The organism is Mycobacterium sp. E3305 (assembly GCF_001666785.1).
Classification (GTDB): Bacteria; Actinomycetota; Actinomycetes; order Mycobacteriales; family Mycobacteriaceae; genus Mycobacterium.
Genome location: NZ_LZJA01000255.1, coordinates 24087 through 48287, shown reverse-complemented (window position 1 = coordinate 48287; position 24201 = coordinate 24087). Strand labels below are relative to the sequence as shown.

The 24201-nt window shown below is 67.9% G+C and carries 23 protein-coding genes and 2 pseudogenes; 17 read left to right on the top strand and 8 right to left on the bottom strand.

Features of this window, described 5'->3' with window-relative positions; genetic code table 11:
- From A5701_RS23300 to A5701_RS23290, 3 genes are all read left to right on the top strand, one after another.
- On the top strand, positions 1-417 hold a 417-nt coding region (locus A5701_RS23300), incomplete at its 5' end, for a cobalamin B12-binding domain-containing protein (protein ID WP_369807442.1).
- Positions 402-1358, top strand: coding sequence for an LLM class F420-dependent oxidoreductase (locus A5701_RS23295; RefSeq protein ID WP_067759832.1), 957 nt, complete (start codon positions 402-404; stop codon positions 1356-1358). The genes A5701_RS23300 and A5701_RS23295, both read left to right, overlap by 16 nt.
- Positions 1355-2389, top strand: a complete 1035-nt coding sequence (locus A5701_RS23290; protein WP_067759829.1) for a CaiB/BaiF CoA-transferase family protein — start codon at positions 1355-1357, stop codon at positions 2387-2389. The genes A5701_RS23295 and A5701_RS23290 overlap by 4 nt, the downstream gene beginning before the upstream one ends.
- A 41-nt stretch (positions 2390-2430) precedes the next feature.
- Here the strand turns inward: A5701_RS23290 and A5701_RS23285 are convergent, their stop codons facing one another.
- Complete coding sequence (locus A5701_RS23285; RefSeq protein WP_067759826.1) at positions 2431-3333, bottom strand: LysR family transcriptional regulator; 903 nt, start codon at positions 3331-3333, stop codon at positions 2431-2433.
- Between the two features lie 165 nt (positions 3334-3498).
- Here A5701_RS23285 and A5701_RS23280 point away from each other — a divergent pair, with 165 nt between their 5' ends.
- Entirely contained in the window at positions 3499-4392 is an 894-nt protein-coding gene (locus A5701_RS23280; RefSeq protein WP_067759819.1) for an SDR family oxidoreductase, read from the top strand.
- A gap of 113 nt (positions 4393-4505) precedes the next feature.
- On the opposite strand, the pseudogene A5701_RS23275 reads toward A5701_RS23280, so the two are convergent.
- From A5701_RS23275 to A5701_RS23265, 3 genes and pseudogenes are all read right to left on the bottom strand, one after another.
- Positions 4506-5769 (bottom strand): annotated as a pseudogene (locus A5701_RS23275) (amidohydrolase family protein).
- Between the two features lie 4 nt (positions 5770-5773).
- A complete protein-coding gene (locus A5701_RS23270; protein WP_067759852.1) occupies positions 5774-6088 on the bottom strand; it encodes a DUF4286 family protein in 315 nt (104 codons plus the stop codon).
- A 22-nt stretch (positions 6089-6110) separates the two neighbouring features.
- Entirely contained in the window at positions 6111-6446 is a 336-nt protein-coding gene (locus A5701_RS23265) for a 2Fe-2S iron-sulfur cluster binding domain-containing protein (RefSeq protein WP_067759850.1), read from the bottom strand.
- Positions 6447-6568: 122 nt separating this feature from the next.
- On the opposite strand from A5701_RS23265, the gene A5701_RS23260 reads away from it, so the two are divergent.
- The 4 genes from A5701_RS23260 to A5701_RS23240 all read left to right on the top strand — a co-directional run bounded on the left by A5701_RS23260 (position 6569) and on the right by A5701_RS23240 (position 10911).
- A complete protein-coding gene (locus A5701_RS23260) occupies positions 6569-7972 on the top strand; it encodes a class I adenylate-forming enzyme family protein (RefSeq protein ID WP_067759816.1) in 1404 nt (467 codons plus the stop codon).
- Positions 7950-8855 (top strand): acyl-CoA dehydrogenase family protein, encoded by a 906-nt coding sequence (locus A5701_RS23255; RefSeq protein WP_067759810.1) that lies wholly within the window; start codon positions 7950-7952, stop codon positions 8853-8855. The genes A5701_RS23260 and A5701_RS23255 overlap by 23 nt, the downstream gene beginning before the upstream one ends.
- Positions 8842-9930, top strand: a complete 1089-nt coding sequence (locus A5701_RS23250; RefSeq protein WP_067759804.1) for an acyl-CoA dehydrogenase family protein — start codon at positions 8842-8844, stop codon at positions 9928-9930. Before A5701_RS23255 ends, A5701_RS23250 begins: the two co-directional genes overlap by 14 nt.
- 219 nt (positions 9931-10149) lie before the next feature.
- Positions 10150-10911, top strand: a complete 762-nt coding sequence (locus A5701_RS23240; RefSeq protein ID WP_067759793.1) for an enoyl-CoA hydratase/isomerase family protein — start codon at positions 10150-10152, stop codon at positions 10909-10911.
- A 12-nt stretch (positions 10912-10923) separates the two neighbouring features.
- Here A5701_RS23240 and A5701_RS23235 read toward each other — a convergent pair whose 3' ends face one another.
- Positions 10924-11787, bottom strand: a complete 864-nt coding sequence (locus tag A5701_RS23235) for a proline iminopeptidase-family hydrolase (RefSeq protein WP_369807441.1) — start codon at positions 11785-11787, stop codon at positions 10924-10926.
- Between the two features lie 191 nt (positions 11788-11978).
- Here A5701_RS23235 and A5701_RS23230 point away from each other — a divergent pair.
- The 3 genes and pseudogenes from A5701_RS23230 to A5701_RS23220 form a co-directional block, all read left to right on the top strand.
- A pseudogene (locus A5701_RS23230) lies at positions 11979-12161 on the top strand (acetyl-CoA C-acyltransferase); the annotation flags it as partial.
- Positions 12162-12197: 36 nt separating this feature from the next.
- The gene (meaB, locus tag A5701_RS23225) at positions 12198-13076 is read left to right on the top strand and encodes a methylmalonyl Co-A mutase-associated GTPase MeaB (protein WP_067759781.1); all 879 of its coding nucleotides are present in this window, start codon (positions 12198-12200) and stop codon (positions 13074-13076) included.
- Between the two features lie 200 nt (positions 13077-13276).
- Positions 13277-14188 carry a thiamine pyrophosphate-dependent enzyme gene (locus tag A5701_RS23220; RefSeq protein ID WP_067759765.1) on the top strand — a complete coding sequence of 304 codons (912 nt, stop codon included), beginning with the start codon at positions 13277-13279 and terminating at the stop codon, positions 14186-14188.
- On the opposite strand, the gene A5701_RS23215 is transcribed toward A5701_RS23220, so the two are convergent.
- Positions 14181-14834, bottom strand: coding sequence for a response regulator transcription factor (locus tag A5701_RS23215; RefSeq protein WP_067759759.1), 654 nt, complete (start codon positions 14832-14834; stop codon positions 14181-14183). The two genes, A5701_RS23220 and A5701_RS23215, sit on opposite strands and share 8 nt — an antisense overlap.
- Positions 14835-14941: 107 nt before the next feature.
- Between A5701_RS23215 and A5701_RS23210 the strand changes: the two genes are divergently transcribed.
- Both A5701_RS23210 and A5701_RS23205 read left to right on the top strand, forming a co-directional pair.
- Entirely contained in the window at positions 14942-16162 is a 1221-nt protein-coding gene (locus A5701_RS23210; RefSeq protein WP_067759754.1) for a sensor histidine kinase, read from the top strand.
- Positions 16163-16225: 63 nt separating this feature from the next.
- Entirely contained in the window at positions 16226-16600 is a 375-nt protein-coding gene (locus tag A5701_RS23205) for a limonene-1,2-epoxide hydrolase family protein (protein WP_067759748.1), read from the top strand.
- On the opposite strand, the gene A5701_RS23200 is transcribed toward A5701_RS23205, so the two are convergent.
- The gene (locus A5701_RS23200) at positions 16597-18216 is read right to left on the bottom strand and encodes an FAD-dependent oxidoreductase (protein ID WP_067759743.1); all 1620 of its coding nucleotides are present in this window, start codon (positions 18214-18216) and stop codon (positions 16597-16599) included. The genes A5701_RS23205 and A5701_RS23200 overlap by 4 nt on opposite strands.
- Positions 18217-18230: 14 nt before the next feature.
- Positions 18231-18908 carry an IclR family transcriptional regulator gene (locus A5701_RS23195; protein ID WP_067759737.1) on the bottom strand — a complete coding sequence of 226 codons (678 nt, stop codon included), beginning with the start codon at positions 18906-18908 and terminating at the stop codon, positions 18231-18233.
- A gap of 124 nt (positions 18909-19032) precedes the next feature.
- On the opposite strand from A5701_RS23195, the gene A5701_RS23190 reads away from it, so the two are divergent.
- From A5701_RS23190 to A5701_RS23175, 4 genes are read left to right on the top strand one after another with little or no spacing between them, the layout of a single operon-like run.
- Positions 19033-19896 carry an alpha/beta fold hydrolase gene (locus tag A5701_RS23190; protein WP_067759732.1) on the top strand — a complete coding sequence of 288 codons (864 nt, stop codon included), beginning with the start codon at positions 19033-19035 and terminating at the stop codon, positions 19894-19896.
- Positions 19896-21602, top strand: a complete 1707-nt coding sequence (locus A5701_RS23185; RefSeq protein WP_067759727.1) for a bifunctional 3-(3-hydroxy-phenyl)propionate/3-hydroxycinnamic acid hydroxylase — start codon at positions 19896-19898, stop codon at positions 21600-21602. Before A5701_RS23190 ends, A5701_RS23185 begins: the two co-directional genes overlap by 1 nt.
- Positions 21550-22467 (top strand): 3-carboxyethylcatechol 2,3-dioxygenase, encoded by a 918-nt coding sequence (locus A5701_RS23180; protein WP_067759723.1) that lies wholly within the window; start codon positions 21550-21552, stop codon positions 22465-22467. Before A5701_RS23185 ends, A5701_RS23180 begins: the two co-directional genes overlap by 53 nt.
- A complete protein-coding gene (locus A5701_RS23175; protein ID WP_067759718.1) occupies positions 22464-24200 on the top strand; it encodes an FAD-binding protein in 1737 nt (578 codons plus the stop codon). Before A5701_RS23180 ends, A5701_RS23175 begins: the two co-directional genes overlap by 4 nt.
- Position 24201 lies beyond the last annotated feature (1 nt).

Sequence of the window (24201 nt, the reverse complement as noted above, 5' to 3'; positions counted from 1 at the left end):
CGGTCGTGTCCGTCCAGACCCGGTTTGGCGACGAGGATCCGGGGCGCCAAGATCGTCGCCCGCACCCTGCGCGACGCCGGCTTCGAGGTGATCTACACCGGCATCCGGCAGCGCATCGAGGACATCGCCTCGATCGCCGTCCAGGAAGACGTGGCGGTCGTGGGCTTGAGCATTCTGTCCGGTGCTCACCTCGCACTCACCGCCCGCACCATCGAGGCCCTGCGGGCCGCCGACGCTTCCGACATCGCCGTCGTGGTCGGCGGAACCATCCCGCATGCCGACGTGCCCAAGCTGCTCGCCGCCGGTGCCGCCGCCGTTTTCCCCACCGGCACATCGCTCGATGTGCTCGTGCGCGAGATACGCGCGCTGACCGGAACCCCCGAGCCCGTTGCGGAGGAACAGTGCGCGTCGGAGTGATGATCGGCGCCGAGCGTGGCGACATGGCCCGCAAGGTGCACAAGCTGGCCTCCGACATCGAGTGGGCCGAATCCGCGGGTCTGGACACCGCGTGGATGCCGCAGGTTCCCGACGATTTCGACTGCCTGACCATGGTATCGCTGATGGCCGCGCACAGCTCGCGCATCGAGCTCGGCACGGCGGTGGTGCCGCTGCAAGCCCAGCATCCGATCGCCCTTGCCCGCCAAGCGCTTTCGACTCATGCCGTGACTGGCGGGCGGTTGGCGCTGGGCGTCGGACCGTCGCACCACTGGATCATCCGGGACATGCTCGGCTTGCCCTACGAGAAGCCGGCCGCCTACACCCGCGACTACCTGCAGGTGCTGGGCGCCGCCATCGCCGGGCCGGGACCGGTCGACGTCGAGAACGATTCGTTCACGGTGCACAATCCGCTGGCGATCGGGGCCGACGCCCCGATGCCGGTTTTGGTCGCAGCTCTGGGGCCGGTGATGTTGCAGATCGCCGGCGAACTCGCCGACGGCACCGTGTTGTGGATGGCCGACGAGCGCGCGATCGGCGACCACATCGCGCCGAAGATCACCAAGGCCGCCGCGGACGCCGGGCGGCCCGCGCCGCGGATCGTCGCCGGCATCCCGGTATGCCTCTGTGAGCCGGCACGAGTCGAGGAGGCCAAGGAGCGGGCCAATCGGATCCTGGGTGAGGCCGAGGTGTCGCCCAACTATCAGCGCCTGCTGGAACGCGGCGACGCCCGTGATGTCGGTGACCTCTGTGCGGCCGGTGACGAGCAGGCGATCCTGACCCGGATGCGCCGCTTTGCCGACGCCGGTGTCACGGACCTGTCCGTGCGGCTGCTGCCGATCGGTGACAACCGCGACGAGCTGATCGCCTCCAAACGCCGCACGCGCGAGATGATCGCCACGCTCGCAACGGAATTGCGGTGACGCCTACCGGGCCGCTCGCGGGGATACGCATCCTCGAGGTCGGCACCATGCTGGCGGGACCGTACGCCACCATGCTGCTGGCCGATCTGGGCGCCGAGGTCACCAAGATCGAGCCGCGCGGCGGCGAGATCTCCCGCGGCGTCGGGCCCAGCTACTTCGCCAGCCTCAACCGCAACAAGTCGAGCATCTGCCTTGACCTGAACTCCGACCCCGGACAGCAACGGCTGGGCGAGCTGGTGGCCGAATCCCATGCGCTGCTGGTGAACTTGAAGCCGTCGGCGATCCGCCGGCTGGGATTGACTTATGAGAGATTGCGGCGGCACAACGAGCGGATCGTGTGCGTCGCGATCACCGGATTCGGCCTGTACGGCGGCGACGATCCGGCCTTCGACTACGTCGTGCAGGCGGGCGTCGGCACCGCCGCCCTGACCGGCGACCCGCAGGGCCCGCCGACGCTGCCCGGTTACTCGTCGGCCGACAACTCCACCGGGATGACCGCGGCGCTGGGGCTGTTGGCCAAGATCATCTCCGGAACCGGAGGACAAGTCGACGTTTCGCTGCGCGACGTGATGCTGTCGCAGCTGAACTACCACGCGTCCGCCTACCTCAATGACGGTGTCGAGCCGCAGCGGCGTCCTTATGGCGCGCACTCGTATTACGTTCCGGCGCAGCTCTTTCCGACCGCCGAGGGGTATCTGGCGTTGTTCATCACGCACGACGGCTTCTGGAAGTCCTTCGCCACCGAGGCGGGCATCGGGGGGTTCGAGACGATGTCCGAACGGGTGTCCCGCCGCGACGAGGTGCTGGCCGTCGTCACGGCGATGCTGGCGACCGACACCGCCGCGGGGTGGGAACGCCGACTGCGTCCGCTCGGAGTGCCGGCGGCGGCCGTCAGGACCCTGCCGGAGGCGCTCGAAGCAACCCCCGAAATCATTGTCACGGCCGGCGATTTCCGGCTCGTCGGTAGCCCGATCCACGTCTCCGGTTACGACCCCGAATACCGTCCGCCGCCGGAGCTGCCCCAGGTCTAGCGCGCACCGCTCGCGAGCGCGACGGTGGTTTCACGCCGGCGTCAGGACACCGGACCCCTCAGGTGCGCCTCGGCGAGCTTACGGAAGGCCGCCACCAGCCGACTGCGGTCCCCGGCGCGCGTCGCCAACACCACGTGACAGGGCTCGACGCCTTGCAACGGGACGGTGGTGATGTCGGGCCGCAGGGCATTGCCGCGGAACCCGGCAGTGATTGCCACCGCCTGCCCGGAGGCGATGACTTCGAACTTGTCCTCGAGCGCGTCGATGAACGGTCCATCGGGCGCCCGGCGGCCATCGGGCCGGGGATCGATGCGCCAGAAGGCATTCCACGCCGGGTCGGAGTCACGGACTCGGGGCATCGGCTCGTCGGCGATGTCGTCCAGCGTGACGAAGTCCCGGCCCGCGAGGCGGTGGTCGACCGACATAGCCAGCACCCGGGGCTCGTCGTAGAGGATGGTCACGTGCAGGCCGTCTGTCGGGAACGGTAGCCGGGTCACCACGGCGTCCACTCGATGTCCGAGCAACGCGTCCAGGGCCTGGCCCCAATCCAGATGCGAGACTTGCACTTCGGCGTCGGGGTGTTCGCGGCGCATCTCGCGCACCGCGGGGGTGACGATCATCCCGGTCGTGTATCCGATCGCGATTCGGCTGGGCTGGGCGGCGGCCCGGGCCTGTGCCGCGGCTTGCGTGGCCGAGCGCAGCAGGGCCTTGGCCCGGGGCAGGAACACCTCTCCCGCCTCCGTCAGCCTGGTGCCTTGCGGCGTGCGATCCAGGAGTCGAACACCCAGTTGTTGCTCGAGCCGGCGGATCTGCCGGCTCAACGACGGCTGCGCTACGCGCAGCGCGGTCGCGGCGCGGCCGAAGTGCCGGTGTTCGGCCACCACGACGAAATATCCGACCAACCGCAGATCGAGGTCGATCACGGGCAATACGGAACGGGCCATGCTGAGAGTGTAACGGCGCCGGCAACTGACATCCGCACCGAAGGTGCCGGTGACATGCGGTGATGCCGATTCGGTATCACGCCATATGAAACAGGTCTTGGACAGTCGGTCTGCCGCGGTCATTGACTGGAAGCCGGCGAATACGAAACAGCGAAAGGGATTTCCATGCATGTCTTTGTCACTGGCGCCAGCGGGCACATCGGTTCGGCCGTCATCGACGAGCTCGTGCGTGCGGGTCATCAAGTCACCGGCCTCGCCCGCTCCGACGAGTCGGCCGCCGCGCTGACGGCGAAGGGCGTGCGGGTGCACCGCGGCGACCTCGACGACCTCGACGGGTTGCGGTCCGCCGCCGCGGCGTCCGACGGCGTCATCCACCTGGCTTTCAAACACGATTTCGACAACTTCGTGGCGGCGGCCGAGGCGGATCTGCGGGCCGTCGAGGCCATCGGGGAGGCGCTCGTCGGCTCCGACCGGCCCTTCGTCAGCACCTCGGGAACGCTGCTTCTGTCGTTGCTGGGGCATGACGGCCCCAGCACCGAACAGGACACATTGCCCGGGGGACCGCGGGTCGACTCGGAGAACGCGGTGATCGCGCTGGCCGAGCGTGGGGTGAGATCGTCGGTGATCCGGCTATCCCCGATCGTGCACAGCGATCTCGACCACCACGGCTTCACGCATCACCTCATCAACACGGCCCGCGACAGCGGGAAGTCCGCTTACATCGGCGAAGGGACCAACCGCTGGCCGGGGGTGCACACGCTAGACGCCGCCCACCTGTACCGGCTGGCGCTCGAAAATGCGCCCGCGGGTACGCGTTTGCACGGCGTGGCCGACGAAGGCGTGGCGTTCCGCGACATCGCCGCCGTAATCGGCCGCCACCTGGGTGTGCCGACGGTGAGCATTCCGGCCGAGGATGCCGGTCATTTCGGCTTCCTTGCACTCTTTGCGGCGCTGGACAATCCGACGTCGAGCGCGCTGACGCGCAAGGAACTTGACTGGAACCCCGAACGGGCCGGGCTGCTGGAGGATCTCGACGCCGGCCATTACTTCGGCGAGTGAGCGTCGCCGTGGCCGGCATCGCGGTCGAAGCTGCCAGGGAGGCGCCGGGGCGCACTCGATGAGGCCAGCCGCGCGAGTGTGAAGCTAGCCGCACATTCGGCGGCACTGCCGCGCTACGGCAGCTTGGCGAGTTGCTTCTCCCGATAGAGCCGCGCCCACTCGGCGCGCGACCGGATCGACACGTCGACGTCAAGGGCATTGGCGCGCAAGGCTTTCACGGTCGCCCGCTCCCGCGGCGTCCGCGCGAACGGATCCCAGCTGAAGAACCGGCAGGCGTTGGCCCAGTTGATCTTGTTGATGTCGGAGTCGTCGGCCCCGGCGGCGTTCAGCTCGGCCAACACCTGCTCGGGGGCGTCCGGCCAAAAGCAGTCCGAGTGCGGGTAGTCGCATTCCCAGGCGATGATGTCGATGCCGATCTCGTGGCGCAGCTTCAGCGACGTCTTGTCGGTGACGTAGCAGGCCAGCGAGTGCTCGCGGAAGACCTCGCTGGGCAGCTTGTCCCCGAAGTCCCGGCGCAGCCACTTCTGGTTCGTGTAGTGGCGGTCGCGCGGTCCAGGTAGAACGGGATCCACCCGATGCCGCCCTCGGAGAACGCGAACTTAAGTTCGGGGTAGTTGCGCATGGCAGGCCCCCACAGCAGATCCTGGGCGCACATCGCCGAGACCTGGGTGGCCAGGATGATCAGGTTGTCGATCGGCGCGTTGGGGGCCATGCTGATCGCCCCGAACCCGGTGCCGATGTGCAGGCACATCACCACGTTCTGCTCGCACAGCGTGCGGAACACCGGGCCCCAATAGTCGTCGTCGTGGTAGCTCGGAAGCCCTTCCAAAGAGGCAATTCCGGCATCGTGACCGCCCGGCAGCCCTTGGCCGCGACCCGGCGGATCTCGGCGCACATGCCCTCGGGGGTCCAGGTCGGCAGGATGGCGATCGGGATGAAGCGCTCCGGGTAGGAGCCGGCCCACTCGTCGATGTGCCAGTCGTTGTAGGCCGACACCATCACCAGCGTGACGTCCTCACGCGTCATGTTGAGGTGCCGCGCGGAGAATCCGGTGAAGGTGGGGAAGCACATCGAGGCCAGGATGCCGTTGCGGTTCATGTCCCGCACGCGCTCGTGGACGTCGTAGACGCCCGGGCGCATTTCGGCGAAACCGGCCGGGTCGCGGCCCCATTCCTCGGCCGGCCACGACACCACCGCGTTGAGCCCGCTCACGCCCTGCGGCCTGCCCTGGTACATCCACTGGTCGACGCCGTGAGCGTCGGTCACGACGATCGGGGCCTCCTCCCTGTACTTGTCGGGCACGTGGCGCAGGAACATGTCCGGCGGCTCGACCACATGGTCGTCGATGCTCACCAGGATCAAGTCATCGACGTCCATCGGCTCAGCGGCTCCGCTCGCTCGTCGTCTCGAGCAATCGAGGGATCGGCGCGGGATCCAATAGCAACGCATCGGACATGTGCAGCTGCCCGGCGTTGGCCATCATGTTGTCCAAGATGGCCTGCAGATCGTCGCCTTCGAGTTCGTAGATGGCGACATAGGGGCCCTGCCCGTCAAGAGGGCGCAGCCGTCGCGCCGCGACGATTCCGTCGAGCGCCAGCAGTTCGGGGATGTGCACCTCGTCGTACCAGGTGTTGTATTCCTGGTCGCGCGCAGGCGAACAGGGCCGACTTTCGACGTACATGATTCCCTTGGCCATCGCCGCCACCTCTCTTCGGGTGCTACTCGTAGCGCACCGTGACCGAATCCGTTTCCGGCACGCCCTGGCACGTCAGAATGTAGCCCTCGGCGACCTCGTCGTCGTCGAGAGCATCGTTGACCCGCATGGTCACATGGCCTTCTTCGAGCCTGGCCATGCACGTGCCGCAATTGCCCGCCTCGCAACTGAACGGCGGCTCGAGGCCGGCCCGCCGCGCGCTCTCCAACAGCGTCTCGCCGGGAATTATCGGCACCGAGACCTTCTTGCGGTCCATGTGAATGGTGACCGTGCCCGCAACGGAGCCGTTCGACGGATCTGTCACCCGTGGGGTCTCCTCGATGCTTCGGGTGACTGCCATCGTCACCACCCTCCCGTACTTGCATTCTTCACTATAGAGAATACTATTCTCACAGAGCGATAGGATCTTCTCAAGCTTGTGGGGATGTCAGGTCAGCCCGGCCTGTCAGGGAAGGACGGGACGTGACCGAGCCGGCCGCGGTCGTGTTCGAGGAACGGCGTTTCAGCCTGCCTCAGTTGGATGCATTGGCCGCCGGCTGGTCCGCAATCCTGGCCAAGAACGGTGTCGGCGCGGGTCAGCGCGTCGCGATCATGGCGTCCAATCGGCCGGAGTTCGTCGCCGTCTTGCTGGCGATCTGGCGCCTGGCGGCGACGGCCGTGCTGATCAGTCCGGCCTGGAAGCGTGACGAAGTCGACCACGCGCTCGCCTTGACCGAACCCGCTCACGCGGTCGGTGACCACCCGGTGCTGGCAGGCGCGATGCCGATGCTGCACCTGGACGAGCCGATCGCGCCCGGGGAGTCGACGCCCTCGGCGCCGTCGCCACGGTCCGACGCGGTGCTGGTGTTCAGTTCCGGCACCACTGGGCTGCCGAAGGCCGTCCGGCACACCCACGCGGCGCTCGACGAGGCCGTCCGGCATTGGCGCGGGGCGCTGCAGCTCACGGTGCGCGACCGCATTCAGGTTGCCACGCCGCCGTCGCACATCCTCGGGCTGCTCAACATCCTGACGGCGCTGCGCACCGGCGTCCGCGTGCGGCTGCACCCCCGGTTCGACGTCGACCGGATGCTGCATCACATCGAAACCGACCGCATCACAGTCGAAATGGCGGTCGCGCCCATCGCGCTGGCCATCGCCTCGCATCCCAGGCTCGAGTCCTACGACCTGTCCTCGTTGCGCTACATCATGTGGGGGGCGACGCCGGTCAGCGCCCACGTCGCCGAGGCGGTCACCCGGCGCACCGGCGTCGGTTGGGTTCCGGCGTACGGAACCACGGAATTGCCTGTCATCGCCTGCAATCCGATCCAGGGAGCCCGGCTGGACGCCGTCGGTCGCCCGGTGCCGGGCGTGGACGTGCGGGTGGTCTCACTGGAGACGGGTGAGCCGGTCCGCCGCGGCGAGGTCGGTGAGATTCAGGCCCGCTCTTCATCGCTGATGGCCGGCTACCTGCCGGCCGAAGCAACCTCTGAGGTGATCCATGACGGCTGGTACCGGACCGGTGACGTCGGCTGGCTCGACGGCGAAGGCTGGTTGCGGATCACCGATCGCCTCAAGGAGATGATCAAGGTGCGCGGATTTCAGGTGGCGCCCGCCGAGATCGAGACGGTGCTACACGGCCATCCCGCCGTCAAGGACTGCGCGGTGTTCGGCGTGCCCGACGGAATCAACGGGGAGGCGGTGGTCGCCGCCGTCGCGACGTGCGCACCCGTCGATGCCGGCGAACTCACGGCCCGCGTCGATCAGCGGCTGGCTTCCTACAAACACCTGAGCCGCGTCGTGTTCGTGCCCGACATCCCTCGCCTGCCCTCGGGCAAGGTGCTGCGCCGAGTGCTGAAGGAGCGCTATGGACGTACGTCTGACGGCTGAACAACAGCAACTGCGTGACGCTGCCGCCAAACTGGCCGACGACCTGGGGCCGTCGGCGGTGCAGGACCTCGACGACCAGAGCCGGATTACGCGTCTGGACAAGCAACTCGCGGGGACGGGGTGGCGGTCGCTGCGCTCCGACGGGGCGTCGGGCGTCGAAGTGGCCATCGTCGCCGAGGAATTCGGACGACGGCTGATCGACGCGCCGTTTCTCGGCCCGGTGCTCGCGGACGATCTCACCCGCCACGTCGGCGCCGACGCCGCGGGCGCGACCATCGCGGTCGACGGTCGCGCGATCGACGCGCGCGGCGCCCAGCGGGCCCTGAGCCTGGCCGGTGGCGAGGTCCTCGCCGCGGACGTAGGGGGCCCGACCGACGGTGCGGACCTGACCCGCGCCGACGCCAGGATCGCGGGAACTCCGGCGGCGCTGGGCGAGGTGTCCCCCGACATCGCCGCGCAATGGCGCGCGCTCGCGCTGGTCACCACGACGGCGGACCTGGTGGGGATCGCCCGCGGTGCGCACGCCGTCGCGTGCGACTACGCCAAGATCCGCGAACAGTACGGCAAGCAGATCGGGTCCTACCAAGCGATCGCCCACCTGCTGGCCGAAAGCCGTGCGCTGATTGAGGGTTCGATCAGCGTGTCGCGGCATGCCGCGTGGGCTGTCGACGAGCTGCCGCCCGCCGACGCCATCCGCGCCGCCCAGGTCGCGAAGGTCTACTGCGCGCGAGCCGCCCGAACCGTCTGTGAGACGGCCATCCAGGTACACGGCGGCATCGGCAACACCTGGGACTGCGTGGTGCACGTCTACCTGCGGCGCGCCCTGCTATCGACGGAACTGTGGCCCGTCGCGTTGAAGGAGATCGATCTTGGACTTTCGTGACTCACCAGAGGAGGCAGCGTTCCGGGAGCGGCTGCGGTCCTGGCTTTCCGTGCACGCGGGAGAGTTCTCCGGGTCGGGCGACGAATACTGGGCCCGTCAGGCCGAATGGCACGAGGCCCTGTATCGAGAGGGATTCTTCGGGCTGTCGTTCCCCCGCGAGTACGGCGGGCGGGAGCTGCCGCCCGTCTATGACGTCATCGTCGACGAGGAACTCGCCCGGGCCGGCGCCCCGCCGCGTCCCAGCGTCGGCTACCTGATCTACGGAATCGGCCGGCACGCCAATGACGCAGTGCGTCAACGCTTCCTGCCCGGCATCATCGACGGCACCGAGCGATGGTGCCAAGGTTTCAGCGAGCCCGGCGCCGGCTCCGACCTGGCCTCGTTGACCACCACCGCTCGCCTCGAGGGCGACACCTACGTGGTGAACGGGCACAAGATCTGGACCAGCTACTCCGACGTTGCGGACTGGTGCCTGTTGCTGGCCCGCACCGACCCGGAGGCCAAACGTCACCGTGGCCTGTCGGCGTTCGTGCTGGAAATGAAACAGCCTGGTGTGCAACAACGTCCGTTGCGCATGATCAACGGTGTGACCAACGAATTCGGCCAGGTGTTCTTCGACGACGCGAAGGTTCCGGCCGACAGGATGGTCGGCGCCCCGGGTGATGGCTGGGCGGTGGCCATGACCGTCGTCGGCCATGAGCGCGAACCGTCCACGCTCGGCTACGCGGCGCGCTACGGCAAACTCGTGCGAAGCCTGTACGCGCGCACCGAAGGACCGGTGTCCGAGGAGCTGGCGTGGGCGGCGGTCCAGTCGGAGATGCTGACGCATCATGTGCGGCGGCGGCTGTCCGAACAGCTCGACGGTGTCTCGCACGGGCCCGAGGGATCGCTGGACAAGCTGCTGATGACTTGGGTCGAGCAGTCCGTCGGACACGCTGCGCTGGCGGTCAGCGGGACGCGAGATCCGGACCTGCTCAGCGCCTACCTGTACAGCCGCGCGCAGAGTGTGATGGGCGGGACATCGCAGATACAAAAGAACATCATCGCTTCACGCATCTTGGGATTGTCCGAGTGATCGCGAGCGCGGGCGAAGCCCGGGTGAAGCGGGTGACGACCATAGACGGAGTGATCGCGAGCGCGGGCGGAGCCCGGGTGAAGCGGGTCACGACCATAGACGGAGTGATCGCGAGCGCGGGCGGAGCCCGGGTGAAGCGGGTCACGACCATAGCCGGAGTGATCGCGAGCGCGGGCGGAGCCCGGGTGAAGCGGGTCACGACCATAAAAGGAGTCTGACGTGTACGACATGCCTGCCGAAATCGACGTCCAAGCCGACGGCCCGCTGCGGATCATCACCTTGAACCGGCCGGAGTCGCTCAATTCGGTCAACGACGATCTGCACGTCGGACTCGCGCGACTGTGGCAGCGACTGACCGATGACCCGACGGCCCGCGCGGCGGTCATCACCGGGGCCGGCAGGGCGTTCTCGGCGGGCGGGGATTTCTCCTACCTCAAGGAGCTGTCGACCGATGCCGACTTGCGCGCCAAAACCATTCGGGACGGCCGCGAGATCGTCTTGGGCATGGCGCGGTGCCGAATTCCGGTGGTCGCCGCGGTCAACGGCCCGGCCGTAGGGCTGGGCTGCAGCCTGGTAGCCCTGAGCGACATCGTCTACATCGCCGAAGAGGCCTACCTCGCGGATCCGCACGTGCAGGTGGGATTGGTGGCCGCCGACGGCGGTCCGCTGACCTGGCCACTGCATATCAGCCTGCTGCTGGCCAAGGAGTTCGCCTTGACGGGCACCCGCATCAGTGCCCAGCGCGCCGTCGAGCTGGGGTTGGCCAACCACGTGTCCGCCGACCCCGTCGCGGACGCAACCGCTTGTGCGAAAAAGATTTTGGAGCTGCCTCAGCAGGCGGTGGAAAGCACCAAACGGGTGCTCAACATTCATCTGGAGCGCGCGGTCCTCGCCAGTCTGGACTATGCCCTGTCGGCCGAGCACCAGTCCTTCACGACCGACGACTTCCGCTCGATCGTCACCAAGCTGGCGAAGAACTGATGTGACAGCCGCTCACGCGGAATCGTGATGCCGCAGAAAGTCTCGCATCACCCGATCGAACTTGGCCGGCTCCTCGATGAAGGGCATGTGAGCGCTCGACTCGAACAGTTCGTAGCGCGAGCCAGCGATGCGCCGGTGCATCTCCCACATGTGTTCGGGCACGCATTCGTCGAACCTGCCGGCAAGGACGAGGGCCGGCAAGGTGATTTCCGGCAATCGGTCGAACACGTCCCAGTCGCGGATCGTCCCGACGATGTGGAAGTCACTCGGCCCGAACATCGTCTCGAAGATATCGGTTCCCATGTTGGCGAAGGCCGCCAAAAGCTCTGGGGGCCAGGGCCGCACGCGGCAGAGGTAGGTTTCGTTCCAGGTGCGAATGGCGTCCTGATATTCGGCCGTGTACGTCGTCCCCGCGGCTTCGTGGCGGTCGATCGCGGACTGCGTCGCCGGATCGAGCTCGGCCTTCAAGCGGGCCACCATCTGGGAGAACTCCGGTATGGAGGCGATGCTGTTGGAGATGGTGAGGCTGACGGCGCCCGACGGGACGTCGAGCGCGTACTGCTGCGCCATCATCCCGCCCCACGAGTTGCCGAAGAGATGAAAACCCTTGAGGCCGAGTCCTCTTACCACAGCATCCATTTCGGCCACCGACCGCGACATGGTCCACAGATCCGGGTTCGACGGGCGCTCGGAGTTGCCGCAACCGAGCTGATCCCAATAGACGACTTCGCGCTCGTCAGCCAACCGCTCCAGCGAACGCAGGTAGGTATGCGGCAATCCGGGCCCGCCGTGCACGACGAGCAGGGGAAGGCCCGGTCCGCCACCGATGCGCTCGAACCACACGTTGCCGCCCGGGACCGCGATCATTCCGTCCATTGCCGACGATGCCTCCTGATTTGCGAGCAGCCGCAGAATCGCACCCCGCGATGCTGGTATATGCGATTTTGCGACTGGTCGCGAGCCGATCTCTCCTTGCAACGCCGACTCGCAATGAGAGAATAGTGTTCTCACAATCTTGCGGGGGCTCTCGGGCACTCGCGACGCGCTCGTCGAACTGGAGAACACCCGTGCCTGACGCCGTCATCGTGTCCGCCCTGCGCACACCCATCGGCACCGCCCGAAAGGGCACGCTGCGCGACACCAGCGCCTTCCACCTCGGGCACCACGTCGTCGCCCAGGCGGCGAAGTATTGGGACCCCGCGCAAGTCGACGACGTGATCCTGGGGGAGGGGCTATACGGCGGCGGCATCGGGTCCGCCACCGTCATCGAGGTCCCCGCCCCTTAAATGGAGATCGCCGACCTGATCATCAGCGCGCGCAACGGATCTCCGCGCGCGGCCGGTCGGCTCCTTTCGCTGGTCGAGGGCGAGCGCCGTGACGAGGTGCTGGCCAGCCTCGAACCGTCATCGGTGAACGTCGTTGGCATCACCGGGCCCCCGGGCGCGGGCAAGTCCACGACGATCGCCGCCCTGGTCGGCGCCTACCGGGAGCGGGGGTCCCGGGTGGCGGTGCTGGCCGTGGACCCGTCGTCGCCGTTCAGTGGTGGTGCACTCCTGGGCGATCGAATACGGATGGCCTCGCATATCAACGACTCCGACGTGTTGATCAGGTCGGTGGCGACCCGTGGTCACCTCGGGGGATTGGCCGCCGCGGTACCGGCGGCCATTCGGCTGCTCGGGGCGATCGGTTACCACGTCGTGCTGCTGGAGACCGTGGGGGTGGGGCAGTCCGAAATCGAGATCGCCGCGGTCGCCGACCCCACCGTCGTCATCCTCAATCCCGGTGCGGGCGACGCGATTCAGGCGGCCAAGGCAGGGGTGCTCGAAGTCGCCGACATCGTGGTCGTCAACAAGGCCGACCGGGACGGCGCCGAACAGACCGTGCGGGACCTGCGGGCCGAGACCGACGCACCCATCGTCAGCCTCGTCGCCGCGCGCGGCGAGGGCATCGCGGAATTGATGGCGGCCATTGAGGATCACCACCGCACCGACACTCGCGCCCGCCGGCTGGCCCGCGCCCGCGCCCAGATCCTGTCGCTGGCGCAGACCCGGCTGCGGGGCCGGCCGGACCTCGACCGGCTCGCCGAGACGGTCGTCGACGGCGACCGGGACCCCTACTCGGCGGCTGAGCAGTTGCTGTCACCGACCCCTCGCGACCAGGACTGAGCCGCCGCGCTGTCCCCCGATTGGGGGAACGGAGATTCATCCCCTTTGCGGACCGATCGGCGGAGTTCCGGCCCGCCCTGCCGCCCTACGTTGATCGTGTGTACAACGGCAGTCACCTCAGCCACCGACCGGACCCCCGTCCGTCGCAGTGCTCCGGCCGACGCCGCCACGATCCCGCGACGAGTTAGGAGACCCGGCACATGGCTCGCACACCCGAACTGTCGGCCGCACGCGTTGAAGAGCAGCTGGAGCTGTACCGCCAATTGTGGGTACTGCGCCTCCTTGACATGGCGTTGGAAGAGCGGCGCATCGACGGGCTGCTCAACGGGCCCATGGAGGCCGCCTTCGGCCAGGAGGCCGTGGCCGTCGGCACCATCGCGGCGCTTCGGCCGGGCGACATCCTGAACACCGCGATCCGCCACTTCCAGCACGCCCAGGAGGTCGGCCTCGCCCGACCGTTAGGTCCGGCCATCGCCGAGATGACCGCCCCGACGAGGCCTGCGGCCGGCGGTGCGAAGGAAAGCGTCTTCGCCGCCGAATGGAAGCAGATCTTCGGCACGTCGAGCCCGGTCAGGCAATCCATTCTGTTCGCGATCGGCGACGCCTACGGGCAGCAGGTGGCGGGCGCAGGCGGGGTCACCGTGTGCGTCATCGGGGACGACGCCGCCAAGTCCGCCGAGTTCCAATCGGCCGCGCGGATCGCGGTGTCGTGGCGGCTTCCGGTCGTGTTCGTCGTCGAGAGCATCCGCGACGGGTCCGGTGTGCGCCGCGGGCCGCGCGACTGCTACGGGTTACCCGTCTCGTCGGTCGACGGCAAAGACGTTGCGGCAGTGCGTGCTTCGGTCGGCGAAGCGGTGCAGCGAGCCGGCGCCGGCGGAGGTCCCGCCATGGTCGAGGCGGTTACCTACCGGACCAACCATCCCGCAGGAGTCGATCCGTTGGTCTACGCCCGCCGACGGCTGACCAACATCGGAGTCGGCGCCGGCCACCTCTACGAGGTGGAACGGCGGGCCCGCCACCTGGTGGGCGAGGCCGCCGCGGTCGCGAACTCACTTCTGCGGACGGACGGTCCGACGATCAGCGAATCGGACCACTGGCCGGCCACTAGCTGAGCAGGCCTTGCCGCATCGCCTCGGCAACGGCGGCAGCACGATCGCTGACGCCAAGTTTCTCGTACAGGCGCTGCACGTGCGTCTTGACCGTCGACGGGGCCACGAACAGCTCGGCGGCGATCACGGGAATGCTTTGGCCGCGCGCAATTCGGTTGAGCACCTCGCGCTCTCGCGCGCTGAGCACGGGTCCTGTCGGTTGCGCCCGATGACGGATCTCCGCGGTAAGGCCCCCGACGAGCGACGGCGCCACCACGTCGCGGCCCTGCGCGCAGTCGAGCACGGCCTTGACGATGTCGCTGCGCGTCGAGTCCTTGAGCACGAACCCGGCGGCGCCCTGCTGCAATGCCTGGTACACGATGGCCGGCTCGTCGTGCGCCGAAATCAGCAGCACGCGGGTCGGCAATTCCTGACTCCGCACCGCCGCGGCGACCTGCCCGCCATCCATGCCGGGCATGCGGAAGTCGAGCAGGGCGACGTCGGGCCGATGTTCTTTGATCAGTTCCAGTGCCGCCGAACCGTCGTCGGCCTCGCCGACCACGTTCACCGAACCGCTCGACGACAGGGCGCGCACGACGCCCTCACGAAACAGGGGGTGATCGTCGCCGACAACCACCCGCACCTTGTCGGGCGCTGCTGGGCCGGCCATGGCGATGAGTCTAGCCCGCAAAGCGTCCGCGGCAATCAGCGAAAACTCTGATGCACGCCTGGGCGCTTTGCCCCGAGAGAGCCGCCGCCGATGAGTACTGTGTTCGCGTGGCGGTCGCGAGCGACGCGGAACTGGGTCGGGTGCGCAGGCTTCATCAGCTGCGTTCGTATCGGCTTGCGTCGGTCCTCCGGGTCGGCGTGGTGGGCTTGATGATCGCTGCGATGCTCAGCGGCACCCGCCGGTCCGAGTGGACCCAGCAAACCGTGCTGATCGTGGTGTACGGCGTGGTGGCGCTCTTTGCTCTGACGCTGGCTTTCTCGCCGAGCCGGCGATGGCTCACCCGGGGGCGGCTGGCCCGCGTCGGCCGCCTGGAACCCTTTGCGTTCACGGTCATCGATGTGGTCCTGCTGACCGTCTTCCAGGTGTTGTCGACCAACGGGCTCCATCCGCTGCTCATCATGACGGCGCTGCCGGTCCTGATCGGGCTCGACGTCTCGTCTCGGCGGGCGGCCGTGGTGCTGCTCTTCTCGATGGTGGGGTTCGCGATCGCGGTGCTCGAGGACCCGGAAATGGTCGGATCGATCGGCGTGACCGAAGCCACGTTCCGGTTCCTGCTCTACGGATTCCTTTGTGTCACGGCGTTTGTCGCCGTCCGGGTGGAAGAACGGCACACCCGCTCGGTGGCCGGGCTCAGCACCCTGCGCGAGGAGCTGCTCGCCCAGACGATGACCGCTTCCGACGTCGAGCAGCGACGGATCTCGGAATCCATCCACGACGGACCGCTGCAGGACATCTTGGCGGTGCGCCAAGAGCTGGTCGAATTGGACTCGGCGCTACCGGGCGACGACCGGGTGGCGCGCGCGATGGCCGGTCTGCAGATGGCATCGGAGCGATTGCGGCAGGCCACGTTCGAGCTGCACCCCGCCGTCCTCGAGCAGGTCGGGTTGGCCGCGGCGGTCCAGCAGTTGGCGACGTTGACCACCCAGCGATCGAACATCGACATCTCGACCGACATCGATTACCCGATCCGCACTGAGATCGACGCGATAGTGTTCGGCGTGCTTCGCGAGTTGCTGTCCAACATCGTGCAGCATTCGCGGGCCCGTAGCGCTTCGGTGTTGCTCGGCTTCACGGACGGAACGTGCGTGTTGCACGTGGTCGACGACGGCGTGGGGTTCGACGACCAGACGGTGGCGCGCCGGCTCGGCGAGGGGCACATCGGATTGGCGTCGCACCGCGCCCGCGTGGAGGCCGCCGGGGGAACGTTCGTCTTCCTCGACACTCCGGTGGGCACCCACATCTGCGTCGAGGTACCGGTGCCAGACTGAACCGCGAGCCGCTCAGCGTCTTCGGTCTTGATTTGCTCCGCGGCGATGTGTTGCATGAGGGGCATGACACGTTCTGCCGATGAATTGGTGACGGAATTCTGCGAGCGTTGGGCATCGCCGGACCCGGACGAGATTGCCGCGTATTTCACCGAAGACGCGGTCTACCACAACATCCCGATGGATCCTGTGCATGGCCGCGAGGCCATACGCGAATTCATCGCGGGATTCCTGGCCGCGTTCGACGGAATCGACTTCAACGTGCACCGGCAGGTCGCCGACGGGTCGTTGGTGATGAACGAGCGCACCGATGTCATGCGCCGCAAGGACGGTGGATCGATCCCGTTGCCGGTGATGGGCGTTTTCGAAGTGCACGACGACCGGATAGCCGCGTGGCGCGACTATTTCGACATGGCAGCCATCACGAACGCCTTCAGTTAGCGCGACTCGAGGTCGACGGACTTCCCGGTAGCGGCCGCGTGACCGGCGCGGTATCCGAAAACCATTGCCGGGCCCAATGTCCCGCCGGCGCCACCGTAGGCGCGTCCCGTGACCCCACCCATCGCATTCCCGGCGGCGAACAGGCCCGGGATCGGCTCGCCGCCGACATGCAGCACCCGCCCGTCGCGGTCGGTGCGCGGACCGCCCTTCGTGCCCATCGCGCCGATGCACACCGGCACCGCATAGAACGGGGCGGTGTCGATCGGGCCGAGGGTCTTGCCCGCGGCTGTGGTCGCGCTGTCGTCGCCCCAGTAGCCGTCGTAGGCGCTGGAGCCGCGCCCGAAGTCGGGGTCGGCCCCGGCGGCCACGTGGCGGTTCCAGTCGTCGATGGTGCGGATCAAGCCGTCCGCGTCGATGCCGGTCTTCGCGGCCAGCTCGGTGAGGTCGGCGGACTCGCAAAACCAGTCCGGGACGGGCTGTCCCGGCTCGACGCCCAGGAATCCATAGCGCTGCAAATGAATTGAATCGAACACCATCCATCCGCGGTCGTTGACGTACCCGCCGCGGGGATCGAGGTAGTGAAAGGCGCCGGCCATGGAGTTGTAGTCGCACGCCTCGTTGACGAAGCGCCGCCCCGCCGAGTTGACGATGATGCTCCGCGGCCGAGTCCGCTCCAGGCGCACGCTGCGGCTGCGTTGCCTGCCGTCGATCGTGTCGCCCGGGATCTGGACGATCGGCACCCACCAGGCCTCGCCCATGTTGGCCAGGTCGGCGCCGTGCGCCATCGCCATGCGCAGGCCGTCTCCGGTGTTATGGGGCGGGGACACCGCGCCGTGCATCGGGCCGCGCAGGAATGCCCGCACCAAACCCGGATCCCATTCGAAGCCTCCGACGCCCAGGACGACTCCGCGGCGCGCGCGCACCCGAATGGTTCGCCCGGGCAACGCGATGCGCGCCCCGACGATTTCGCCGTCCTCGGCGATGAGCTCCTCGGCCCGGGCGTCGGTCCGGGGCGTGACCCCGGCGTCCAGCAATCCCTTGAGCAGACCCGCAATCAACGCCGTGCCTGCGACGCACAGGTCGCTGCCTTCGCCGACCGTCACGTGCAGGCGGGCCCTCGTTTCGGCATCGATACCGACGTTGGACCAGTCGGCGGGGAAGGCGGTGATCCGGTCGCCCCACTCGCCGAGCCGGTTCAGATCGAAGGGCCCCGCGCTCAGCGACCGCCCGCCGCCGGGACGGCCCCCCGGCAGCTCGGGCCGGTAGTCCGGGAAGCCGGTGGCGACCTCGAAGCGCAGGGCGCTGTGCGCCTCGATGAAGTCGAGCATCGCGGGACCGGTGTGCACGAAAGTCTCGACCAGCTCGTCGTCCATCGAACCCAGGGACTGCGCGCGCAGGTATCGCAGCGCGTCGGCCGGGGTCAATTCGCCTTCGGGAGAACGGTTGTGGGCGGGGATCCACACCACACCGCCCGACACCGCGGTCGTTCCGCCGACCGTCGACGCCTTTTCGAAAACCTCCACCGACGCGCCGGACGCGGCGGCGGTGAGTGCGGCGGTGAGCCCGGCGCCCCCGCTGCCGAGCACGACGACATCGACCTGCATGTCCCACGGCATGTATCGCTACCCCTTCAGCTCAGCAGGTCCGACAACTGTTGCGCGGCTTTGACGACCGCGTCCTTACCGCGCATCACGACGTCTTCCCGGTGCGAGATGAGGTTGATGCAGGTTGGCGGCGACGGCGGCGGGCGGCGCACCGCCACGGCGAGGCCATAAGTGTTGGGCTCGATCTCCCCGTACGTGCTCACCCAGCCGCGCTCACGCGCGCGGGTCACCAGGTCGCGCTCTCCCGGACGCGGCGGCATGCTCGCGAGCAACGCGATCCCGGCGGCGCCGCGGTCCAGCGGATATCGGCTGCCCTCGTGGAAGGACAGCTGATAGGCCACGTGGCTCGGCACGATTACCGCGATGGCCACCTGCTGGTCGCCTTCCGCGATGAGCAACGAGACCGTGGTGCCGAGCTCGTCGGCCAGGGCCCGCAGCGTCGGAAGGCTGACTTGGCGAACGTTGCGGTCGAACGCGGCGCCGAGTACTGCGAGGCCGGCTGCGGGACGGTAGCGGCCGTCCTCGCCCTTGGCCACCAACCGAAAGTCCGCCAGCGTCGTCAGCAATCGATAGGCGATGGTGCGGTGCACTCCGACCTGGTCGGCGAGCTGTTGCACGGTGAGGCCGCCGGGGGAATCCGCCACCAGTTGCAGCGCGGTCAGTCCCCTGGCCAGCGTCTGCGAACCCGTTCCCGAACCCGTCACAGCCTTGACAGACCCAGACGGGAGAGCGAAGCTCTATATATAACGCACATTAGTGTGCGATATTAGCACACGCGATACGCCGAAAACGAGAACGAGATTCCCACTCATCGGCCAGAGAGGAACCGTGGCGGAGTTCGAGAGCATCTGGAGCGATCTGCAGGGCGTCGCGTTTGAGCAGGGCTACCTCGACGCCGGCGGAGTGCGGACGCGCTACCTGCGCGCCGGCGACCCCGGCAAGCCGGTGCTGGTGTTGTTACACGGATCGGGCGGCCACGCCGAGGCATACGTCCGCAACCTCGCAGCGCACGCCGGGCACTTCTGGACCTGGTCGATCGACATGCTGGGGCACGGCTACACGGATAAGCCGGGCCACCCGCTGGAGGTCCGCCACTACGTCGAACACCTGATGGCCGTCCTGCGCGCGGTCGGCGTCGATCGCGCCTGCATCAGCGGTGAATCGCTGGGCGGCTGGGTGGCCGCCCGCGCCGCCATCGACCATCCGGACGTGGTGGACCGGCTCGTCCTGAACACCGCGGGCGGCTCGCAGGCCGACCCGGTCGTGATGAAGCGGATCATCACGCTGTCCATGGCCGCCGCCGAAGACCCGACCTGGGAGACGGTGCAGGCGCGGATCAAGTGGCTGATGGCCGACAAATCCAAGGACTACGACGACCTGGTCGCCAGCCGCCAACGCGTCTACCGTCAGCCGGGATTCGTCGACGCCATGCGCGACATCATGGCATTGCAGGACCCCGAGATTCGGGCGCGCAACATCATCGGCCCGGACGAATACGGTGCGATCACCGCGCCGACCCTGGTGTTGTGGACCAGTGACGACCCGACCGCCGACGTGACCGAGGGCCGCCGGATTGCGTCGATGATCCCCAACGCACGCTTCGAGGTGATGCCTGGCTGCGGTCACTGGCCGCAGTACGAGGACGCCAAGGCCTTCAACCGTTTGCACCTCGACTTCCTGCTGGGGCGGTGATGAGCGGCGACGGGCAGCAACCCGACTTCGACGTCGTGGTCGTCGGCGCCGGACCGGTCGGCCTGACGCTGGCCAACATCCTTGGCCTGCAAGGCATCCGAACGGTGCTGGTCGAAGAACGCGACACGCTGATCGACTATCCGCGCGGAGTGGGGCTCGACGACGAGGCGTTGCGGACGTTTCAGTCGATCGGGCTGGCCGACCGGGTCGTGCCCCACACGGTGCCCAACCAGATCCTGCGTTTCGTCGACGCGAAACGGCGCGTGCTCGCCGAAATGGCCCCGCCCGACGCGCGTTTCGGGTGGCCGAAGCGCAACGGCTTCGTGCAACCCCTCGTCGACGCCGAATTGCTCACCGGCCTGGACCGGTTCGAGCACGTCGAGGTGTGGTGGGGGCGACCGATGACGGGGTGCCGTGAAGACGCCGGTGGGGTGACCGTCGAGCTCGGCGGGCACGACCACGAAACGTCCAGCCTGCGAGCGCGTTACGTCGTCGGTTGCGACGGGGGCCGAAGCACGACTCGCCGCATGATGGACGTGTCGTTCGACGGGACGACATCGTCGACGCGCTGGCTGGTGGTCGACATCGCCAACGACCCGCTCGGGCACCCCAACAGCGAGGTCGGCGCCGATCCCGAACGGCCGTACGCATCGATCTCGATCGCACACGGAATCCGGCGGTTCGAGTTCATGATCCACGCCCACGAGACCGACGAGCAGGCCGAAGATCCGGCGTTCCTGACGCAGATGCTGGCCCGGATGGTGCCGCACCCGGAGCGGGTCGACGTGATCCGGCGGCGCGTCTACACCCATCACTCGCGGATCGCCGGGGCGTTCCGCAAGGGTCGGCTGCTGCTGGCCGGCGACGCCGCGCACCTGATGCCGGTCTGGCAGGGTCAGGGCTACAACAGCGGAATCCGCGACGCGGCCAACCTGGGTTGGAAGCTGGCCGCGGTGGTGAGCGGTCGGGCCGGCGACAAGCTGCTGGACACCTATGACGTGGAGCGCCGCAAGCACGCGCGGGCGATGATCGACCTGTCCACGATGGTGGGTCGAGTGATCTCGCCGACCAACCGGCGCGTGGCCGGTGCGCGAGACCTGCTGGTGCGGTCGGCGTCGATCGTGCCGTCGCTCAAGCGATATGTGCTGGAGATGCGGTTCAAGCCGATGCCGCGCTACGAACAAGGAGCCGTCGTGCACGCCGCCCCGGGGCGGGCGGATTCGCCGGTGGGCACGCTGTTCATCCAGCCGCGGGTCGATACCCGCGAAAACGACAACGTGCTGTTGGACGACGTCATCGGTGACTGGTTCGCCGTGCTGTGCTGGAACAACGACCCCCGCCAGATCCTCGGCGACGTCGCCTTCGCGAACTGGAAAGCGCTGGGCGCGAAGTTCATTGCGCTGCGGCCCGTGACCCAGCTGCACTGGACCGGTCACGACCATCCCGACGTGGTGGTCGTGGGGGACCCCACCGGTGCCGTCAAGTCCTGGTTCGACACCCACCAGGAGTCGGTGCTGTTCCTGCGTCCGGACCGCTGTATCGCCGGCGCCTGCATCGCCCAGCGCGCCCCCGACCTGAGCGCCGCACTCCTCGCCGCGCTCACCCTCACGCCACGAGGGGGTGATCCGCAAAGTGGCACTGGCTCTGTGCTGTATGTCGCACAGCCCGCTCCTGAATCTTCCGGGGCCGTCGCAGGACCTGCTTGACGACATCGAGGGAGCGATCGCCGACGCGCGCCGCTTCGTCGACGACTACGATCCCGAACTCGTCGTCAGCTTCTCCCCGGACCACTACAACGGGTTCTTCTACAAGATGATGCCGCCCTTCTGCATCGGCACGGGCGCCAACGGGATTGGGGACTACGGCACCCATGCCGGTCCGCTCGACGTTCCCGAGAAGCTCGCGACCGACTGCGCGAAAGCCGTGCTCGACGCCGGGGTCGACGTCGCGGTCTCGGCCTGCATGGACGTGGACCACGGCACCGTCCAGCCGCTGGAAAAGCTGTTCGGCGCGGCGACCGCGCGCCCGGTGATACCCATCTTCATCAATGCGATCGGCGTGCCGCTGGGGCCGTTACATCGTTGCCGGGCACTCGGTACCGCCGTCGGCAGCTACCTGGCCACGCTGGACAAGCGGGTATTGGTGCTGGGCTCGGGTGGGCTCTCGCACAGCCCGCCGGTGCCCACGCTGGCGACCGCGCCGGCACCCGTGCGGGAGCGCATCGTGCACGGTCGGCCGATGACACCCGAACAGCGCCAGGCCCGGCAGTCTGCCGTGATCGATGCGGCCAAGAGTTTCGCCGCCGGCGACAGCGACCTGCAACCGCTGAACCCGATGTGGGATCAGCGGTTCCTCGAGATCATCGACGGCGGATGGCTCACCGAACTCGACCAGTGGTCCAATTCGTTCGTGACCCACGAGGGCGGCAGCTCCGCCCAGGAGATCAGAACGTGGGTCGCCGCATTCGGGGCGCTGGCGAGCGCGGGCCCCTACGAAACCGTCGGGCGCTACTACAAGCCCGCCCCCGAACTGATCGCCGGATTCGCCATCAGGACGGCGGTACCGAAATGACGGCCACGACAGACGGTTTCGACCATGTCGTCGACGTTCTCGTCGTCGGGTCGGGTGGCGGCGGCATGACGGCCGCGCTCACCGCCCAGGCCGCGGGTCTGGACGCGCTGGTGGTGGAGAAGTCACCGTGCTTCGGCGGCTCCACCGCCCTGTCCGGGGGTGGCATCTGGGTGCCGGGGGCGCCCGCGCAGCGCAGGGAGGGCTACGTCCCGGAACCCGATCGCGTCATCGAATACCTGCGGCTGATCACCGAAGGACTGGTGAGCGAGTCGCGAATCCGGCAGTACGTCGAGTCCGCACCGAAAATGCTCGGGTTCCTGGAGCGGCTCTCCGGATGGTGCGAGTTCGTCTGGAAGCCGGGCTACGCCGACTACTATCCGGAGCTGCCCGGCGGATCGGACCTCGGCAGCACCATCAACGTCCCGCCCATAGACCTGCGGGAGCTGGGGCCCGACGAACAACTGCTGCTGAAGCCGCTGGCATTCGCGCCCAGAGGAATCTGGCTGGGGCCCAAGGAGCTTCGGACCTTTTACCGCATCCGGCAATCGTGGGCCGGCAAGGGCGTGTTGCTGAAGCTGATCGGGCGGATGGTCCGGGCACGGGTGTTCGGTGAGCGGATGGCGGCGATCGGGCAGTCCTTGGCCGCTCGGCTCAGATTGACCATGCGGGAGCGCGGCATCCCGCTGTGGCTCGACTCGCCGATGACCGAGCTGCTCGCCGACGCCGACGGATCGGTGACCGGTGTGGTGGTGGAAAGGGACGGCGAAGCGCGGCGCATCGGCGCGCGTCTCGGCGTCATCCTGGCCTCCGGTGGCTTCGACCATGACCTGGCCTGGCGCAAGGAACTGCTACCCGTGGTGGATCAGGACTGGAGCTTCGGCAACCCCGCCGCCATGGGCGACGGCATCCGCGCGGCCCAGAAGCTGGGTGCCGCAGTCGAGTTGCTCGACGAGGCGTGGTGGTTTCCCGCCATCCAATGGCCGGACGGCCGGATGCAGTTCATGCTCAACGAGCGCATGATGCCGGCGCAGTTCATCGTCAACGGCGACGGCAAGCGCTTCGTCAACGAGGCGGCGCCCTACATGGACTTCGGCCACGCCATGATCGACGGACAAAGGACCGGGGTCACCCACATCCCCTGTTGGCTGATCACCGACCACAGGTCGTGGAATCGCTACGTCATCGGAGGCCACCTCCCGATACCCAAGATCCCGGGTGCACCGGTGCCCACCGGCCGCAAGGTCCCCGCGGCGTGGCTGGAATCGGGCGTGGTCAAGGCCGCGATGAGCTGGGACGAGATGGCGGACCGCATCGGCGTGCCTGTCGACCATCTTTCCCAAACCGCCCGCCGTTTCAACGAACTCGCCCGCAATGGTCACGACGACGATTTCCACCGCGGCGACAGCGTCTACGACAACTACTATGGCGATCCCACACTGCCCAATCCCAACCTCCATCCGCTGGGCGACCCGCCGTATTACGCGTTCCGGATCGTCCTCGGTGACCTCGGGACGTCCGGGGGCCTGAGCACCGACGAATACGCGCGGGTGCTGCGGGACGACGCCTCGGTGGTGCCGGGACTGTACGCGGTGGGTAACACCTCCGCGCCGGTGATGGGCCGCAGCTACGCCGGCGCGGGGGCGACCATCGGCCCCGCCATGACGTTCGGCTTCGTCGCAGCGAATCACATTGCCGCACATGCCGCCAAAACCCTTAATTCTCATAGGAGGTAAC

Excerpts from the sequence above, each read along its gene's own strand:
- A5701_RS23205 (WP_067759748.1), top strand. The coding sequence starts at position 16,226 with ATGACACGTTCTGCCGATGAATTGGTGACGGAATTCTGCGAGCGTTGG.
- A5701_RS23175 (WP_067759718.1), top strand. The coding sequence starts at position 22,464 with ATGACGGCCACGACAGACGGTTTCGACCATGTCGTCGACGTTCTCGTC.
- A5701_RS23270 (WP_067759852.1), bottom strand. The coding sequence starts at position 6,088 with ATGGCCAAGGGAATCATGTACGTCGAAAGTCGGCCCTGTTCGCCTGCG.
- A5701_RS23220 (WP_067759765.1), top strand. The coding sequence starts at position 13,277 with ATGGCTCGCACACCCGAACTGTCGGCCGCACGCGTTGAAGAGCAGCTG.
- A5701_RS23200 (WP_067759743.1), bottom strand. The coding sequence starts at position 18,216 with ATGCCGTGGGACATGCAGGTCGATGTCGTCGTGCTCGGCAGCGGGGGC.
- A5701_RS23280 (WP_067759819.1), top strand. The coding sequence starts at position 3,499 with ATGCATGTCTTTGTCACTGGCGCCAGCGGGCACATCGGTTCGGCCGTC.
- A5701_RS23180 (WP_067759723.1), top strand. The coding sequence starts at position 21,550 with ATGTCGCACAGCCCGCTCCTGAATCTTCCGGGGCCGTCGCAGGACCTG.
- A5701_RS23285 (WP_067759826.1), bottom strand. The coding sequence starts at position 3,333 with ATGGCCCGTTCCGTATTGCCCGTGATCGACCTCGATCTGCGGTTGGTC.
- A5701_RS23265 (WP_067759850.1), bottom strand. The coding sequence starts at position 6,446 with ATGGCAGTCACCCGAAGCATCGAGGAGACCCCACGGGTGACAGATCCG.
- meaB (WP_067759781.1), top strand. The coding sequence starts at position 12,198 with ATGGAGATCGCCGACCTGATCATCAGCGCGCGCAACGGATCTCCGCGC.
- A5701_RS23215 (WP_067759759.1), bottom strand. The coding sequence starts at position 14,834 with ATGGCCGGCCCAGCAGCGCCCGACAAGGTGCGGGTGGTTGTCGGCGAC.
- A5701_RS23255 (WP_067759810.1), top strand. The coding sequence starts at position 7,950 with ATGGACGTACGTCTGACGGCTGAACAACAGCAACTGCGTGACGCTGCC.
- A5701_RS23235 (WP_369807441.1), bottom strand. The coding sequence starts at position 11,787 with ATGGACGGAATGATCGCGGTCCCGGGCGGCAACGTGTGGTTCGAGCGC.
- A5701_RS23185 (WP_067759727.1), top strand. The coding sequence starts at position 19,896 with ATGAGCGGCGACGGGCAGCAACCCGACTTCGACGTCGTGGTCGTCGGC.